This is a genomic window from Amycolatopsis sp. NPDC033938 (genome assembly GCF_055575975.1).
Genome location: NZ_JBVIRO010000001.1, coordinates 313863 through 329765 on the forward strand (window position 1 = coordinate 313863; position 15903 = coordinate 329765).

General features: G+C 68.9%; 13 protein-coding genes. 3 read left to right on the top strand and 10 right to left on the bottom strand.

Translation table 11 applies throughout. The features are described 5' to 3' along the window. Window positions 1-147: 147 nt before the first annotated feature. From ACZ5ZX_RS01620 to ACZ5ZX_RS01630, 3 genes are all read left to right on the top strand, one after another. On the top strand, window positions 148-1923 hold the full coding sequence (locus tag ACZ5ZX_RS01620) for a sensor histidine kinase (protein WP_465500154.1): 1776 nt from the start codon (window positions 148-150) through the stop codon (window positions 1921-1923). Continuing rightward, window positions 1920-2570: a response regulator gene (locus ACZ5ZX_RS01625; protein WP_061981716.1), complete on the top strand. Its 651-nt coding sequence runs from the start codon at window positions 1920-1922 to the stop codon at window positions 2568-2570. Before ACZ5ZX_RS01620 ends, ACZ5ZX_RS01625 begins: the two co-directional genes overlap by 4 nt. Window positions 2571-2761: 191 nt before the next feature. Beyond that, window positions 2762-4069 (top strand): amidohydrolase family protein, encoded by a 1308-nt coding sequence (locus ACZ5ZX_RS01630; protein ID WP_465500155.1) that lies wholly within the window; start codon window positions 2762-2764, stop codon window positions 4067-4069. A 226-nt stretch (window positions 4070-4295) separates the two neighbouring features. Here the strand turns inward: ACZ5ZX_RS01630 and ACZ5ZX_RS01635 are convergent, their stop codons facing one another. The 10 genes from ACZ5ZX_RS01635 to ACZ5ZX_RS01680 all read right to left on the bottom strand — a co-directional run bounded on the left by ACZ5ZX_RS01635 (window position 4296) and on the right by ACZ5ZX_RS01680 (window position 15902). Continuing rightward, window positions 4296-4982 carry an SDR family oxidoreductase gene (locus ACZ5ZX_RS01635; protein WP_465500156.1) on the bottom strand — a complete coding sequence of 229 codons (687 nt, stop codon included), beginning with the start codon at window positions 4980-4982 and terminating at the stop codon, window positions 4296-4298. A gap of 14 nt (window positions 4983-4996) precedes the next feature. After that, complete coding sequence (locus ACZ5ZX_RS01640; protein WP_465500157.1) at window positions 4997-6721, bottom strand: arabinofuranosyltransferase AftB family protein; 1725 nt, start codon at window positions 6719-6721, stop codon at window positions 4997-4999. Window positions 6722-6774: 53 nt separating this feature from the next. Then, window positions 6775-7392 (bottom strand): class I SAM-dependent DNA methyltransferase, encoded by a 618-nt coding sequence (locus ACZ5ZX_RS01645; RefSeq protein ID WP_465500158.1) that lies wholly within the window; start codon window positions 7390-7392, stop codon window positions 6775-6777. 56 nt (window positions 7393-7448) lie between these two features. Further along, the gene (locus ACZ5ZX_RS01650) at window positions 7449-7709 is read right to left on the bottom strand and encodes a Txe/YoeB family addiction module toxin (RefSeq protein WP_465500159.1); all 261 of its coding nucleotides are present in this window, start codon (window positions 7707-7709) and stop codon (window positions 7449-7451) included. After that, window positions 7706-7948, bottom strand: a complete 243-nt coding sequence (locus ACZ5ZX_RS01655; protein WP_229907886.1) for a type II toxin-antitoxin system Phd/YefM family antitoxin — start codon at window positions 7946-7948, stop codon at window positions 7706-7708. The genes ACZ5ZX_RS01650 and ACZ5ZX_RS01655 overlap by 4 nt, the downstream gene beginning before the upstream one ends. Window positions 7949-8047: 99 nt before the next feature. Continuing rightward, entirely contained in the window at window positions 8048-9682 is a 1635-nt protein-coding gene (locus ACZ5ZX_RS01660) for a DUF7850 domain-containing protein (RefSeq protein WP_465501003.1), read from the bottom strand. Window positions 9683-9815: 133 nt separating this feature from the next. Then, a complete protein-coding gene (locus ACZ5ZX_RS01665) occupies window positions 9816-11915 on the bottom strand; it encodes a PhoX family protein (RefSeq protein ID WP_465500160.1) in 2100 nt (699 codons plus the stop codon). Between the two features lie 180 nt (window positions 11916-12095). After that, window positions 12096-14138 carry a PhoX family protein gene (locus tag ACZ5ZX_RS01670; RefSeq protein ID WP_465500161.1) on the bottom strand — a complete coding sequence of 681 codons (2043 nt, stop codon included), beginning with the start codon at window positions 14136-14138 and terminating at the stop codon, window positions 12096-12098. A gap of 98 nt (window positions 14139-14236) precedes the next feature. After that, window positions 14237-15454: an MFS transporter gene (locus ACZ5ZX_RS01675; protein ID WP_465500162.1), complete on the bottom strand. Its 1218-nt coding sequence runs from the start codon at window positions 15452-15454 to the stop codon at window positions 14237-14239. Then, entirely contained in the window at window positions 15444-15902 is a 459-nt protein-coding gene (locus ACZ5ZX_RS01680) for a MarR family winged helix-turn-helix transcriptional regulator (protein ID WP_465500163.1), read from the bottom strand. The genes ACZ5ZX_RS01675 and ACZ5ZX_RS01680 overlap by 11 nt, the downstream gene beginning before the upstream one ends. Window position 15903: the final 1 nt, after the last annotated feature.

Consider the following 15903-nt stretch of genomic DNA (forward strand, 5'->3'; position numbering starts at 1 on the left):
CTTCGGGGAAGAGCTTCGCTTCGAAGTACCTGTGTCCACTTCGGGCAGACGGCCAGTGCTGATCATGCGCGCATCGGCCGATCGGCCGACCCACGTCGGACCGGTCGGCCAAGGTGCGGACGGTGACGAATCCTCTACCGTCACGGTGTGACAGCAGGTCCATCCCAGAACAGGTTCTACGCACGCGCGGTCTCGCTCGTGCGCCGTATCGGCGTTCCCGCGTCCGTACTGCTGGCCGCGCTCGCCTTCGACCTGCTCTTCATCACCGACGCCGCGTTCGACGACACGGGCCCTCGCGGCATCGACCTTCTGCTGTTCCCCGGCATCTTCGCGATGGTGTTCTGCGCGCTCTGGGCACAGAAACGGGCGGCCGTCGCCGCTGTCGCCGCGTCGGTGGTGCTGGTGGGCTACACGCTGGTCGTCCGGTATTTCGACATCCCGACCTACTCGAGCGTGCTCGCCCACCTGTCCATCACCGAGGTGGTGGCCGGGGTCGAGGTGCTGTTCTACGCGGCGCGCCGGACGCGGCCGGGTGTCGCGTTCGCCGTGATCAGCGGGCTGGTGCTGGCGACCCTGACCGCGGTGTCGGGCCGCTACTACTACGGCAGCACCGCCAACGGCACCATGGCGCAGGCGATGCTGTTCGGCGGGATCCTGCTCGGCGGAACGCTGGTCTTCGCGATTCCGGGACGCGACCGCACGGCGACCCCCAGAAGTTACGAGAAACTGCAGAAGATCAACAAGCTGGTGCTGGGCCAATGGCCGCTCATCGGCATGCTGTCGATCGCGCTGATCGTGGAATTCGGCTTCACCTACGCCAGCGGGGCGCACGGCTTCCCCATCCTGGTCTGCTCGATCGTCGCCGCGGTCATCGCGGTCGCCGCGCCGCGACGGCCCGCCGACGCGATGGTCGGGCTCACCGCCGTCATGCTGCTTTCCGCGCTGGTGACGCCGTTCCTCCGGCTCGGCTACGAGTACGCGACGCCGGGCGGTGTGCCGGGAACGCAGGTCGTCGCGGGGATGGGCGCGATCGTCACGCTGGTCCGCGCGGCCGGGCTCGGCAAGGCCATGCCGCGGCTCGCGGGGATGACCGGGGTGGTGGTGATCGCCTGCGTTCTCAACACCAGGCGCCCGAGCCCCCGGCTGATGACCGACCCGGACGACATCGCCGGATTCGCGATCGCGGGCCTGCTGCTGCTCGGCATCTCGGTGGCGGTCGGCCTCGCGCTGCGGTCGCGGGATTCGGAGCGCACGCAGGTCATCCAGTCGGCGATCAGCGACGCGCAGACGTCGGAGCGGATGGCGCTCGCGCGGGAACTGCACGACGTCGTCGCCCACCACGTGACCGGCATCGTCGTGCAGGCGCAGGCGGCGAAGATGATGGGGGAGAAGAACCCACAGGTCGCGGTCGAGGCGATGGGCCGGATCGAGGACGCCGGGGTGGAAGCGCTCGCGGCGATGCGGCGGCTCGTGCGGAGCATGCGCGGCGACGCCCCGGCCGGGAGCAGCGAGTTCAGCGAGCAGGCCACCACCGATCTGGCCGCCGACCTGCGGACGCTGGTCGAACGGTCGAACCACGGCGTCGAGACGTCGATGAAGCTCGAACTGCCGCCGAACGTGCCGCACGAGGTCGGGCGGTCGGCGTTGCGGCTGGTACAGGAGTCGCTGACGAACATCGGTAAACACGCGTCCGGCGCGACGGAGGCGCTGGTCGTCGCCGAAGTGGTCGAGAACGAACTGCACCTCCAGGTGACCGACGACGGACGCGAACCACAGGGCCGTCCGGCCGGCGGGTCGGGCGGATACGGTCTGATCGGCATGCGCGAACGCGTCGCCCTGCTGCACGGCCGGCTCTCCGCCGGACGCGCGCCGGGCGGCGGCTGGCGCGTCGAAGCGTGGCTACCACTTGAAGGAGAAGAGTGATCCGGGTACTGATCGCCGACGACCAGGACATGGTGCGGATCGGCTTCCGGATGATCCTGGACGCGCAGGACGACATCGAGGTGGTCGCCGACGTCGCGGACGGCGTCTCGGCGGTCGCGAAGGCGCGCGAACTGCGGCCGGACGTCTGCCTGCTGGACATCCGCATGCCCGGGATCGACGGACTCGAGGTCACCAAGCAGCTGGCCGGCCCGGACGTCACCGATCCGCTGAAGGTGGTGGTGGTCACGACGTTCGATCTGGACGAGTACGTGCACACCGCGCTGCGGAACGGCGCGAGCGGGTTCCTCCTGAAGGACGCCGGGCCCGCGCTGCTGATCGAGGCGGTGCGAGCGGCCGCGCGCGGTGACGCGCTGGTTTCGCCGCAGATCACCGTCCGGCTGCTGAAGCATTTCGACGGCGGGACGGTGAAACGCGACGTCAGCCCGCCTTCGGAACCGCTGACCGCGCGAGAACTGGACGTGGTCAAGGCGGCCGCGAAGGGGCTGACGAACACCGAGATCGGGGCCGAGCTGTTCCTGTCGCTGTCGACGGTCAAAACGCATTTGGCCTCGGTGCAGGGGAAGATCGGTGCGCGGAACCGGGTGGAGATCGCGGCCTGGGCGTGGCGGAGCGGCGTGGTGGATTAGGCCGTGTCTCTCAAACCGGAGTTGGCAGTTCCGGTGACGACACGCGCGCGCGTTTCTTGTGGGCCGAAGGCCTCGGACTTGCGGAGACGGGCCGCTGATACGACCGCGGGAGTGGTCAGCGCATGCCACGGCCCGGCTGCGGAAATCCGACAGCGCGCTTTGAGTGACACAGCCTGACCTAAGCTCTTTTCATGCAACGCCGTTTCCACGCTCCTGTCGTTCTTCCCGCCGACCCCGCTTGCTCATTGCTGCGTGACGCCGTGGTCGATGTGGACGAAACGGGACGTATCACCCACGTCGGTCCCGTATCCGGGGCTCCCGAAACCTCCGCTCCCGTGACCCGGTTGAGCGGCATCCTCCTGCCCGGTCTGGTCAACGCGCACGCGCACAGCCCGATGACCCTGCTGCGCGGGATGGGCGGCGACCTGCCGCTGCTGCGGTGGCTGACCGAGATCATCTGGCCTGCCGAGGCGAAGCTGAAGCCCGCCGACATCCGCACCGGCATGGTGCTCGGCTCGGTCGAGATGCTGCGGCACGGTGTCACGACCAGCGCGGAGATGTACTTCGAAGGCGAGCAGCTCGCCGACGCGGTGCTCACCACCGGTGGCCGCGTGCTGCTCGGCCCGCCGATCATGGAACTGCCGGGGATGGACTGGCGCGCGATGCTCAAGGGCATCGAACGCTGGATCGACACCGACGGCCTCCGGTTCGGGCCCGGTGAGCGGATCGAGGTCGGCTACGGACCGCACTCGGCGTACATGCTGAACGCCGAAGCACTGCGCGCGACCGCGGAATCGGCGGCCGAGCGTGGCGCGCTGGTGCAGATCCACGTGGCCGAGGCGGCGCTCGAAGACGTCAAGCAGCGTGAAGAGCACGGCTCGGTGCCCGCGCTGCTGGAGAAGGTCGGGATGCTGCGCGGCCGCACGCTGGCCGCGCACGCCATCCACCTTTCCGACGAGGACATCGCGCTCTTCGCCGCGCGCGGGGTCGGGATGGCGCACTGCCCTGGCTCGAACGCGAAGCTCGCTTCAGGTATCGCGCGGGTGACGGAGCTGCGCAAGGCCGGTGTCGCTGTCGGGCTGGGCACGGACGGCCCGGCGTCGAACGACGACATCGACCTGTGGGAGGAGCTGCAGCTCTCGGCGATGTTCGCGCGGCTCGCGACCGGGGAATCGACCGTGCTGACCGCGGCCGACGCGTTCCTGCTCGGCACCCGCGGCGGCGCGGACGCGCTGGGCCGAGCCGACATCGGCGCGCTGGAAACAGGCCGGTGGGCGGACATGGTGCACGTCGACCTGGACGACCCGGCCTTCGCGGCGGGCATCGACGTCCCGGACGAGCAGCTGCTCTCGAACCTGGTGTGGGCGGCGGGCTCGCGCCGGGTGCGCGACGTGTGGGTGGCGGGCGAGCAGGTGGTCGGCGACGGCGAATCACTGCGGGTGGACCGCGCGAAGGTGCAGTCCGAGGTCGCCGAAACCTCGGCGCGGCTGCGCTCTTGACGAGGGGTAAGTCAAACCTGGCGTAATCGGCTCGTTGCCTGGCGGCAGGCGAGGAGCTCCCGTTGAGACGGGGGTGGGCCGGCTGGGTTTTCTGAAGTCGCAAGGGCCTCCTTTGGGACGATGAGCGTCTCAAAGGAGGCCCTTGCGACATCCGGCTTGCGAGGACACTCCCCGAGCGGAGCAGCCGGGCCGAAGGGGTTGGAGCGCTCGACAGTTTCCGGCCCGTCTAGACCAGTCCTCGTGGCCGAAGGGTCACCTCGGTCGGATGCGCGTCGCCGGTGGCGGTGACGGCGGCGACCACGGCGGCCGCGACGGATTCGGGACGCAGGAAGCGTTCCGGCTCGTACGCGCGCCCTTCGTCGGCGACGATCGCCTGCTGCATCTCGGTGTCCGTGCGGCCGGGGTAGATCGACGTCACCCGCAGGGTGGACTCCTCTTCGCGCAATGCGTCGGCGAAGGCGCGGACGGCGAACTTGCTCGCCGCGTAGGGACCCCAGCCAGGGCGCGCGTTCTGCCCGGCCCCGGAGTTGATCACGACGACGTGCCCCTTCGCGGCACGCAACGCGGGCAGCAGCTGCCTGGTCAGCGTGACCACCCCGAGCACGTTGACCTCGAAGTTCGCCCGCCAGTCGGCGTCTGTCGCGGTTTCGACCGTGCCGAGCCGCGCGACACCCGCCGAGTGCACCAGCACGTCCAGTTCGCCGAATTCGGCTGTCGCCGCTTCAAGCGTCTCGGCGTCGGTCAGGTCGACCGGCCACGGCCTCGCGCCGGGCAGCGTTCCGGCGAGTTCGCCGAGCGCGTCGGCGTCGCGTCCGCCGAGCAGCAAGCGGTGGGTGGGGGCGAGCGCGCGGGCGGTCGCGGCGCCGATTCCGCGGGTGGCGCCGGTGACGAGGGCGAGGGGAAGATCAGCCATGGCCGCCACGCTAGTCACCGGCAGACGACCGGTGGCGACGCCACCCGAGGGAACCGCACGGAGCCCCGCGCGAACGACCCGATGAGGTTGTCCACGAACCGTCCCGCCGTCAGCGGATCCCGCACCGACGCGTCGATCGCCACGAGCTCCGGGCAGCTGAGGGCCAGTCGCGCGGCGGCCACGTCCTCGGCACGGACCGGACCGCCCTCGGGGATCGGCAGCCGCGCCGAGTTCGCCAGTTCCCACACCGGGGGCAGCCATTTCTGGTGGCCGGGGCGGCCGTCGGGGAACGACGTCGAATGGGCGGCGAACGGGTTGGCGAGGCCGTAACCGTCGCGCAGCCGCATGTCGAGCGGGATCAGCACGCCGAGCGCACCCATGCTGTCCGCCGCGACGGTCACATACGGCCTGTCCGTCGGGTACGCGTACCAGCTCCTTGTCGAGTAGTCCTGGATCAGCACCGCCGGGCCCCGCACCCCGCGGATGGCGTCCAGCACCGTCGGCATCGACGGATGGTCGGCGTAGTCCTCGGCCAGAATCGGATGTTCGTGCCCGGTCGCCCGCGACCAGTAGGACCGCTCGTCGGTGATGCCGACGGCACGCGGCGCGGCGGAATACGGCGGACGGAGCGATCCCGCGGCCACGACCGCCCAGATCCCGACGCCGACCAGAAGTACCGCGGTCACCCTCGTCACGGGCACGGCCAGCACGGGCAGCAACAGGCAGAACAGCGCCGGGAGCAACATGCGCCCGTGCATGAAATCCCCGCCGACCCTGATCACGTACAGCGAAAGCAGGACCGCGCCGATGAGGGGGACCGCCGCCAACACCACGAAGGTCCTGTCCACAGTGGACGTCACGGTCAAGACGGCGGCGGCGAGCAGGAGCACCGGGACCAGTAGCCAATACGGCTGAGCGAGGTCGGTGAGGTACGCCCAGCCGCGAGCCCAGTTCGCCTCCGACGCCTCCTTGACCAATGCGGTGTTCGGCGTCAGCAGGCCGTAGTAGCCCATCCGGAACACCTGATACGCCAACGGGAGCGCGGCCGCGGCGGCCAGCAGGCCCACCGCGTGACGCCGTCCTGGCTTCAGGAGAAAGAGCAACGCAAGCACCGCGACACCGCTGAAGAGCGCGAGATCCGGCCGCACCAACGGCCCGAGACCGGCGACGACCGCGACCGGCCAGCCGCGCGGTCCATCCACTGTGGACACACGTCGGACGAGTAGCCACCAGGTGACGCCCAGCCACAAGGTGATCAGGCCGGTCTCCAGGCCGGACGTCGCGAAGTCGCGGAACGGCGGAAGCGCGCAGACCACCAGCGCCCCGGCGGGCGCGAGGCCGTGGAAGGCCAGCGGCTGATAAAGCCGCCGGGCACCGTCCAAGCCGAAGAACAGTCCGGCGACCGAGAAGACCAGCCCGGCCACCACGGAGATCCACTCCAGCGGTACTCCCGGGAGCAGGCCGAGAACACTCAATATCGCCGTCCACAAAGGACTGGTGTTGGTCTCGACCCGTTCGCCGATGTTGAACACCGGCCCGTTGCCCGCGAGGATCTGGCGGACCGTCCGCAGCACGATCAGCCCGTCGTCGCTCATCCAGCGGCGGCGCCAGGCGAGGTCGGCGTAGACCACCAGCACCAGGCCGAAGCCGAGCCGGGTCCAGGTCGACGGTCGCCGGAACCAGGCACGTGAAGGCCACGCGGGCGGGCTTTCGCTCGCCGTCGTACTTGTCTGTGTCATGGCCCCGCCCGGCTCGGTCGCGTCCGCAGGGAATCAGGTCCGCGGCCCACGAGTCAAACCGCGACGGCGAGCAGGCAGGCCTGCGGCCACTTCTTCCCGGCCAGCTCCAGCCGCGCGGTGACCTCGAATCCAGCCTGGCCGAGCAACTCGGCGATCCGGGCCGGTCGCAGCAGGTAAGCGTCGTAGGTGACCGGGTGGCCGTACGCCGTCTCGGGGCTCAGGCGCTCGTCACCGACGTGGAAACCGATCAGCAGATGCCCACCTGTCACCAGCGTCCGACGGAATTCGGCGAACACGGCCGGAAGGGTCTCCGGCGGCAGATGGAAGATCGACCACCAGGCGACGAGGCCGCCCAGAGTGCCGTCGGGGACATCGAGCGCTGTCATCGAGCCGACCTCGAACCGCAGGTCCGGGTACTGACGGCGGGCGATCTCGATCATCTTTGGCGACAAGTCGACACCGGAGACGTCGAGACCGAGCGAGGCAAGGTGGGCGGTGACATGGCCTGGCCCGCAGCCGACGTCGGCGACCGGGCCGCGCACCTGCTCGGCGAATCCGGCCAGCATCGCGCGACTGACGGGCTCCTGGTCGAACAGGGGTTTGATCAGCGTCACGTAGTCCTCGGCGACGGTGTCGTAGGACTCGCGGGTGGCATCGAGATGGGAGGTCACGGTCGGCGACGGTAGCGGCCCCCACCGACAATCCCGGTTCGATCAGGTTCCGTCTTCTATTTCCCGTAGTGGTAACGACAGGCAGCGAGCCTGATCTCGCCTTCAGCGACCTTGTAGACAAGTCGGTGCTCGTCCGTGATCCGACGCGACCAATAGCCCTGAAAGCCGTGCTTCAACGGTTCGGGCTTCCCGATACCTTCATTGCCGTTGCGCACGATGTCCTTGATGAGGTCATTGATGCGCTTGAGCACTTTCCGGTCCTGGGTCTGCCACCAGAGATGATCTTCCCAGGCGTTTTCGTCCCAAATCAGCTTCATTCAACGAGTTCGTGCTGTGTCCCGCCGCCCGACTCCAGTCGCTCGATCGCGGTGATCAACCGCCGCGCGTTCTCCGGACTGCGGAGCAGGTACGCGGTTTCCTTGAGCGACTGGTAGTCGTCCAAGGACACGATCACGACGGGCTCGTGCCCAGCGCGGGTGATCACAACCTCTTCGCGGTCGTTGACCACCGAGTCGAGCGTCTCGGCGTACTTCGCACGAGACTCGGAGTAGCTCATGGTTTTCACTAGCACCCTCCCTTCGACGTACAGATTATTGTACGTCGGTAGAGGGGGGCGGGACAAGGGTGCCGGGTAGGTCATGAGTCACACCGGCAATCACGGTTCGATCAGCCCGGCATCCCTGGTCAGATCCTCCGGTACCCCCGGCTCGGTCACCGGGGTGCAGCCGGTCGCGGGGTCGGCGGCCGAATCGGTCCCGTTGTACTGCACCGCGCCCGACCGGGTCAGCTGCCGGGATCCGGCGTCGAAGCAGACCTGGTACGAGCCCGCGGGTACACCCCCGAAGGCATACCGGCCGTCCGGCCCGGTCACGGTCTCGCTGACCACCTTCGCGGAAGCGTCCTTCAACGTCACCTTCACCTCAGGGACGCCGATCTCGTCGCGGCCCTGCAACCCGTCCTTGTCCTTGTCCAGCCAGACGAAGTCGCCCAGTTTGCGCACGGGCGCGACCAGCCCCGCGGCGAGTGTCAGATCCTGGCGTTTCCGTGGGCCGACCGTGGTGGTCGCGGTGCACCCGTTCGTGGGATCGGCGTCGGAGTCCTTCGCGTCGTCACCCGCGTCCTTCGCCGTGAAGGCGTAACCCGCGAACTCGGGCGGAAGCGCGCCGATGTCGAAGCAGACCTGGTAGATGCCGTCCTTCAGCTTGGCGAAGCGGTACTTGCCGGCGGCGTCGGTGGTGAGTGTGCCGAGCGCCGTGCCCGAAGCGTCCTTCAAGGTCACCTTCGCCCCGGCGACACCCGGCTCGCCGGCGTCCTGCAGGCCGTCCCGGTCGAGGTCGTTCCAGACGAACTCCCCGATCTCGTCGATCGCGGGCGGCGGGGTGACCTTGATGGTCGTCGTGGCGGTCTTCTGCGGCAGCGTGCCGCCCGAATACTTCGCCCCGGAGACGGTCACGGTGCCGACGCGGCCGTTGTCGGCCTCGGTGACGTTCGCGTGGTCGCAGGTGATCGTCGTGGACTTGCCGCCGTCGAGGCTCGCGACCGGGGCGGGCTTCACGTCGCAGTACGGGTCGTCCACCTTGATGCCGGTCAGGTTCTCGGTGCCGTCGTTGGTCAGCGTGAACCGGAAGTTCGCGGTGGTGCCCGCCTCGATGGTGGCCGTGCCGCCCCAGGCGCCGCTCGCCGGGTCCCGCACCTCGGCCTTCACCGACAACGAGGCGACCCGGAGCTGGACGCAGTCCCACATCACCCAGTTGTGGTCGGTGGCGGCGAAGAACTTCACCGAGGTGGCCGTCGGCGGCGCGGTCGACGGCGGGAAGTCCTGGCGGGCGACCTTCCCGTCGGTCTCGACGGCGTGCGCGACCTTGAGCTTGTTCTCCAGCACGACCTTGTTCGTCGCGTTGTAGAACCGCAGTCCCGTTTCCCGGACGGCGTCCGCGCGGCGGAGATTGTCGTCGTTCGTACCGGTCCAGTCGGTGAGCGTGTAGACGGCGCCGGGCACGAACTTCATCGCCGCGTAGGCGGTGCTGACCATCTTGTCCGGCGTCGCGATCAGCGCGTACTTGCCACCGTCCTGCTGGTAACCGCCCGCCGTCGACAGCCGTGGCTGTTTACTCTTCGGCGTCCCTGGGGGCACCGGGGCCGCCGGGTTGAACGAGTACCCGGCGGGTGGACTGCCCTCCTCCACGCTCGGGTTCGGCGCGATGCCGCCGGTGCAGCCGGACGGGACGTCCGGAGCCTGCGCCTGCGCGGGAAAAGCACCCGCGCCCAGCAGAAGCGCGCCAGCCGTCATCAACACCAGTGCCCTTTTCACAGGGCCGAAGCTAGTGAGCGCGGGGCCGTTCCGTAATCGCTGAACGGTGTCGACCGGCGCCCCGATCAGGCAGAACGTGTCTTGCCGAGAGTGATCGGGGCGCCGGTCGCCGCTACTTGACGCCGATGCGGCCGACCTGGCCCCAGCGACCCTTCTTCCACACCGAGACGATCGACGGCCGCGGCTGCGAAGTGCCACCGTCCGGCCAGTGCGACGTCGGGTTCGCGGAGGAGGGCGCGTCCTCACCGGGGTGCTGCACGGCGACGAGCACCAGGTGGTCGGTCACCACCGGGCCGCAGGTCTCCGCGCCGACCGGGACCGACAGGAACTGCTTGACGTGACCACGCTCCGGCCCGTCGACCGGCACCGAGAACAGGCCGTCGTTCGCGCCGAGCGCGTTGCCGTCGGTGGAGATCCACAGGTTCCCGTGCCGGTCGAACGCGACGTTGTCCGGGCAGGAGATCGGGCTGACCTGGTCCTTCGGGAAGCCGCCGAAGTAGGTGTCCGCCGTCTTCGGGTCACCACAGACCAGCAGCAGCCGCCAGGAGAACCGCGTCGACGCGGAGTCGCCGCCTTCCTCGTCCCACTCCAGGATGTGCCCGTTGCGGTTGTTCGGCCGCGGGTTCGCCTCGTCGACGTTCGCCTTGCCCGCGGGGCCACGCTGGCTGTTGTTGGTCAGCGCCGCGTAGATCCGGCCGTTGACCGGGTTGGGCTGGATGTCCTCGGGACGGTCCATTTTGGTCGGCTGGACCTTGTCCGCGGCCTGACGGGTGAAGACGTAGACCTCTTCGGCGGTGAATCCGTCCACAAAGGACTTGTCGCCGGAGACCAGCGGGATCCACTCGCCGACGCCGTCGAATTCGCCGTCCGCGGGGAGTTTGCCGGTGCCGTCGATCTCGGCGGCGGGGCTGTCACCGGTGAACCGGCCGACGTACAGCGTGCCCTCGTCGAGCAGCGCCGAGTTGTGGCGGCGCGCGTGCGCGCTGTCGCCCGGCTTGTACTTGCCCTTCGAGACGAACTTGTAGATGTACTCGAACCGCTCGTCGTCACCGGAGTAGACGGCGACGCGGCCGTCCTTGGTGATCTTGACGTTCGCGGCCTCGTGCTTGAACCGGCCGAGCGCGGTGTGCTTGACCGGCGTCGAGTTCGGGTCGTTCGGGTCGATCTCGACGACCCAGCCGAACCGGTTGGCCTCGTTGGGCTCCTGCGCGAGGTCCCAGCGCTTGTCGTACCGCTCCCACTTCCGCGTGGTGGCGGTACCGGAGAAGCCGTACCGCTTCAGGCGGGCGGCCGCGACCGGGTCGGTGACCTTGTCCGCGTTGGCGAAGTACTGGTTGACGTTCTCCTCACCGGAAAGCACGGTGCCCCAAGGGGTCACGCCACCGGCGCAGTTGTTCTGCGTGCCGAGTACCTTGCGGCCGCTCGGGTCGGCGGATGTCTTGAGGTACTTCGAACCGGCGGCCGGGCCGCGGACCTCGAAGGTGGTGTTCAGTGTGATGCGGCGGTTGTACCGGCTCGGCGTGACGTGCAGCGCGCCGCCGATCGGGTCGCGGAAGGCCTGTACCACCGAGAGGCCGTGTGCCGCCCAGGCGATCTTGACCTGTTCCTCGGTGGGGTTGGCCGGGTCGTACTGGTCGGCCGGGAACATGTGGACCTCGGTGGTGTACTCGTGGTTCACCACCAGCAGGTTGCGGATGCCCAGCGGATCCTGCGGGATCAGGCCGACGAAATCGCAGTTGTAGCCGAACTGCTTGGCCTGCGCGGCCGCGGTCTGCTTGGCGAAGTCGAACTTCGGCGCGCCCGCCTCGACCGCGTCACCCCAGCGGATGACGACACGCTGTTCGTACCCCTCGGGGATGGTGACGGCGTCGAGCTTGTTCGGCGGCACCGCCTCGAAGTCGGTGCCGGGCACCGGACGGCCGGGACGGCCCGGCTTGCCGTGGCCGGCGGCCGCGACGTCGGCGGGTTCGGCGGCGGCCGTACCGGACAGCGCGGCGAAGCCACCCGCGGCGGCGGCCATCACGGCACCCGCCTTCAGCGCGCCACGCCGGGACAGCATGTCCTTGACCACGTCGCCGAAGTATTCGTTCTCCGAGCCGTTGGGCTCGGGGTGGGCGCACGCGTTGCCGCAGCGGTACTCACAGGTGACCGCGGAGCGGCCGCCGGGATGAGAGGTGATCAACGGCAGGAGCCGCCGAGGCTCGAAGGACACAGGGCCTCCATGGTTCGCGGTGGGTTCACGTAATCCGGTCAGGGGAACGCCGTGACGGTAAGCGACCAAAACGATCCAGTCCCGACCAGCAGATGAACAGCGCGCGAACGAGCGATGGCGCGCTGCCGGAACCGGCCGCGCGCCATCGACGAAAAGTACTGCTAGAACGTTGCTTACCGACTAGGAACCGATGTCACACAGCCCGTGACGACCGGGTTTCCACACCGCCACCACCGAGGGCCGCGGCTGGCTTTCGCCGCCGTCCGGCCAATGGGAGGCCGGTTTGTCCGCACTCGCGCCGTCCACCTCACCCGGATGCTGAACACAGACCGTGACGATCTTGTCCTCGACGATCGGACCGCAGGTCTCCGCGCCGCGCGGCACGGTGAGGAACAGCTTCAGCTCGCCGCGGTTGCGGCCCTCCAGCGGCACCGAGTACAGGCCGTCGTTGATACCCAGCGCACCGGAGGAATCGGTGGAGATCCACAGGTTGCCGTGCTTGTCGAAGGCCACGTTGTCCGGGCTGGAGATGGGCGAGACCTGATCCTTGGGGAAGCCCGCGAAATAGGTGTCCGGCGAGGACGGATCACCGCACACCAGGAACAGCCGCCAGCTGAACGTCAGCGCGAGCGCGTCCCCGCGGCGCTCCTCGAACTCCAGCACCTGGCCGTGTTTGTTGTTGACCCGGGGATTGGGCTCGGTGGCGCCTTCCTTGCCGGGGTTGCCACGCTGGACGTTGTTGCTCAGCGCGCAATAGATCCGGCCGGTGTACGGATGCGCCTGGATGTCCTCGGGGCGGTCCATCTTGGTGGCGCCCACCCGGTCGGCGGCCTCGCGGGTGAACACGTACACCTCTTCGGCGGTCATTCCGTCCACAAAGGACTTCTTGCCGGAGGCGAGCGGGATCCATTCGCCGACACCGTCGAACTCGCCGTCGCTCGGCAGTTTCCCGGTGCCGTCGATCTCGGCGGCCGGGCTGTCGCCGGTGAACCGGCCGACGTACAGCGTGCCGTCGTCGAGCAGGGTCATGTTGTGCCGCCGGGCGTGGCGGCTGTCGCCCGGTTTCATCCGGCCCTTGGAGATGAACTTGTAGATGTACTCGAACCGCTCGTCGTCACCGGAGTAGGCGACCACGCGGCCGTCCTCGGCGACGCGGATGTTCGCCGTCTCGTGCTTGAACCGGCCGAGATGCGTGTGCTTGACCGGGGTACTGTCCGGATCGTTCGGGTCCAGTTCGATCACCCAGCCGAAGCGGTTGGCCTCGTTCGGTTCCCTGGCGATGTCCCAGCGCGCGTCGAACCGCTCCCACTTCCGGGTGGTCGCGGTGCCGTTGATGCCATAGCGCGCGAGCCGTTTGCGCGCCACGGGATCGGTGACCGTGTCCGCGTTCCCGAAGTACTGGTTGATGTTCTCCTCGCCGGACAGGATCGTGCCCCACGGAGTGACGCCACCGGCGCAGTTGTTCATCGTGCCCAGCACGACCGTGCCGGTCGGGTCGGCGGCGGTTTTGAGCAGCTCACTGCCCGCCGCCGGGCCTGCCACCTTGAACGGGGTGTGCAGCGTGATGCGCCGGTTGTAGCGGGACATCTTCGGCCGCAGGTGTCCGGTGTCGCGTCCGCGCGTCACCTGCACGACGGTGAGCCCGTGAGCCACCCAGGCGATCTTGACCTGCTCCTCGGTGGGGTTGTTCCGGTCGTACCCGCGGAACATGAACTCTTCCGACGTGTACTCGTGGTTCGTCACCAGCAGCGCGGAAAGGCCAGAACGGTCCAGGGGGAGCAGCGCGGCGAAGTCGCAGTTGTAGCCGAACTGCTTCGCCTGCGCCGCGGCCGTCTGATTGTCGAAGTCGAACTCCGGTGCTCCGGGAAGCACGGCGTCACCCCAGCGGATCACGACGCCCTGCTGATAGCCCTCGGGCACCACGACGGCGTCGAGCGTGTTCGGCTGGACTCGCTGGTAGTCGGTGCCCGGCGGCGGTTTCGGACGGCCATCGGGAGCGGCGGAAGCGGGCGCGGCGAGCGCGAGCGGGGTGCCGGCGGCCAGCGCGACGACGGCGGTCGCCTTCAACGCGCCGCGGCGGCTCACCGCGCCGAGCACCTCGGCGAAGGTGGGGTTGTCCGACGTGTTCGGCGCGTCGTGGAAGCACGCGTCGCCACAGCGGTAAGTACAGGTCACTGACGCCCGGCTTGGTGAGTGGCCGGCCAGTAACGGAAGGAACTTCACGCGGACCTCCGCATCTGCAGTTCGGGAGGTCGACGCTAAGGCACCGGACCAGCGAGAGGAAACCCCTCGTTGGTCCGGTGTTCACCTTTTGTTCCGATTTACATCTCTTCGCCCACGAGGACCGCTTCGGCCGGGACCGTGTGCGGGTCGGCGGTCTTCTCACGGATCGTCAGCAGGGCGCCGGCGAGCACGCACAGGACCGCGGCGATCACGAAGGGCGCCTGCTTGGCGCCGAACCACTCCGCCAGGTGACCGACGATGGTCGCGGCGACCGCGCCGCCGAGCCACCGGCAGAAGTTGTACCCGGCACTCGCGACCGGACGCGGCGCGCCGCTGATGGACATCGCCGTCCCGGTGAAGAGCGTGTTGAGCAGCCCGGAGACCAGCCCCGACAGGATGATGCCGACCACCAGCACCGGCTTGCTCGGGATCGCCATGATCAGCAGCAGTACCGCGTAGCCGAAGACGGCGACCACGGTCGCGTGCCGTTCACCGAGTTTCGCAGCGAGCTTCGGCGCCAGCACCACACCCGCGACCGCGACCGAAAGTCCCCAGCCGCAGAAGATCAGGCCGACGGCGACGGCGCTCCACTCCAGCACGAACGGCGACCAGGCCAGCACCACGAAGAACGCGGCCGTGTAGAGCGCGGAACCGATCGACGTGCGCAGCAGCCCGGCGTGCTTCAACGCGCGGAACGGGTCGAGCAGGCGGATCTTCGGCCGCTTCTCCTTGGCGTCGCCGGTCAGGAAGATCGAGCACAGCACGAGTCCGCACAGCATCAGCAGCGACGTGCCGAGGAACGGGCCGCGCCAGGAGATGCTGCCCAGCAGGGCGCCCAGCAGCGGGCCGACCGCGAGACCGACACCGAGGGCAGCTTCGTACAGCAGGATGGCGCCAGCCTGGCCGCCGGTCGCGGCGCCGACGATCACCGAAAGCGCCGTCGCGATGAAGAAGGCGTTGCCGAGTCCCCAGATCGCACGCAGCCCGATGAGCTGCTCGATCGAGCCGGACGCGGCACACAACGCGGTGGCGACGACGACCAGCGTCAGCCCGGCGACCACGGTCCGCTTGGCCCCGAACCGGGCGCTCATCGCGCCGGTCACCAGCATCGCGACCGCTTGGACGCCGAGGTAGCTGGAGAACAGCAGCGTCACCTCGGACGGCGTCGCGTGGAGGCCTTCGGCGATCGACAACAGGATCGGGTCGACCAGCCCGATCCCCATGAACGCGATGACCGCGGCGAACGCGGTGATCCATACCTGTTTGGGCTGCCCCTTGACGGCGTCCAACAGGCTCGAGTGGTGCTCAGCGCTCATCGCGGATCAGTTCCTCCTTCTTGTCTTCGTGCAGCAACCTGGTGAGGGCGGGGAGCGCGGCTTCGATGGCGGCGTGATCGGCGTCGTCCAGTCCGAGGAGCCGTTCACGGAGGAATTCCTCCCTGGCGACGATCAGCCGCCGATGGAAGCGCTGCCCCACCTCGGTGACCTCGACGAGCACCGCCCTGCCGTCGGCGGGATCGGGACGGCGGCTGACCAGCCCCAGCCGTTCGAGACGGCGGACGACGTCGGTCATCGTCGGCATCCGGACCCGTTCCAGCTCGGCGAGCGTGCTCATCCGGCGCGGGCCGCCGTTCAGCAGCTCCGACAGCACCGAACCCTGGGTGAGGGTGAGCTGCACCTGCGGGGTCTCCCGGCGGACGAGGTAGTACAGCCGGAAGACCAGCGGGCGGAGCCGATGCGCGAGGCCGGCGACGGTCGTGGTCACT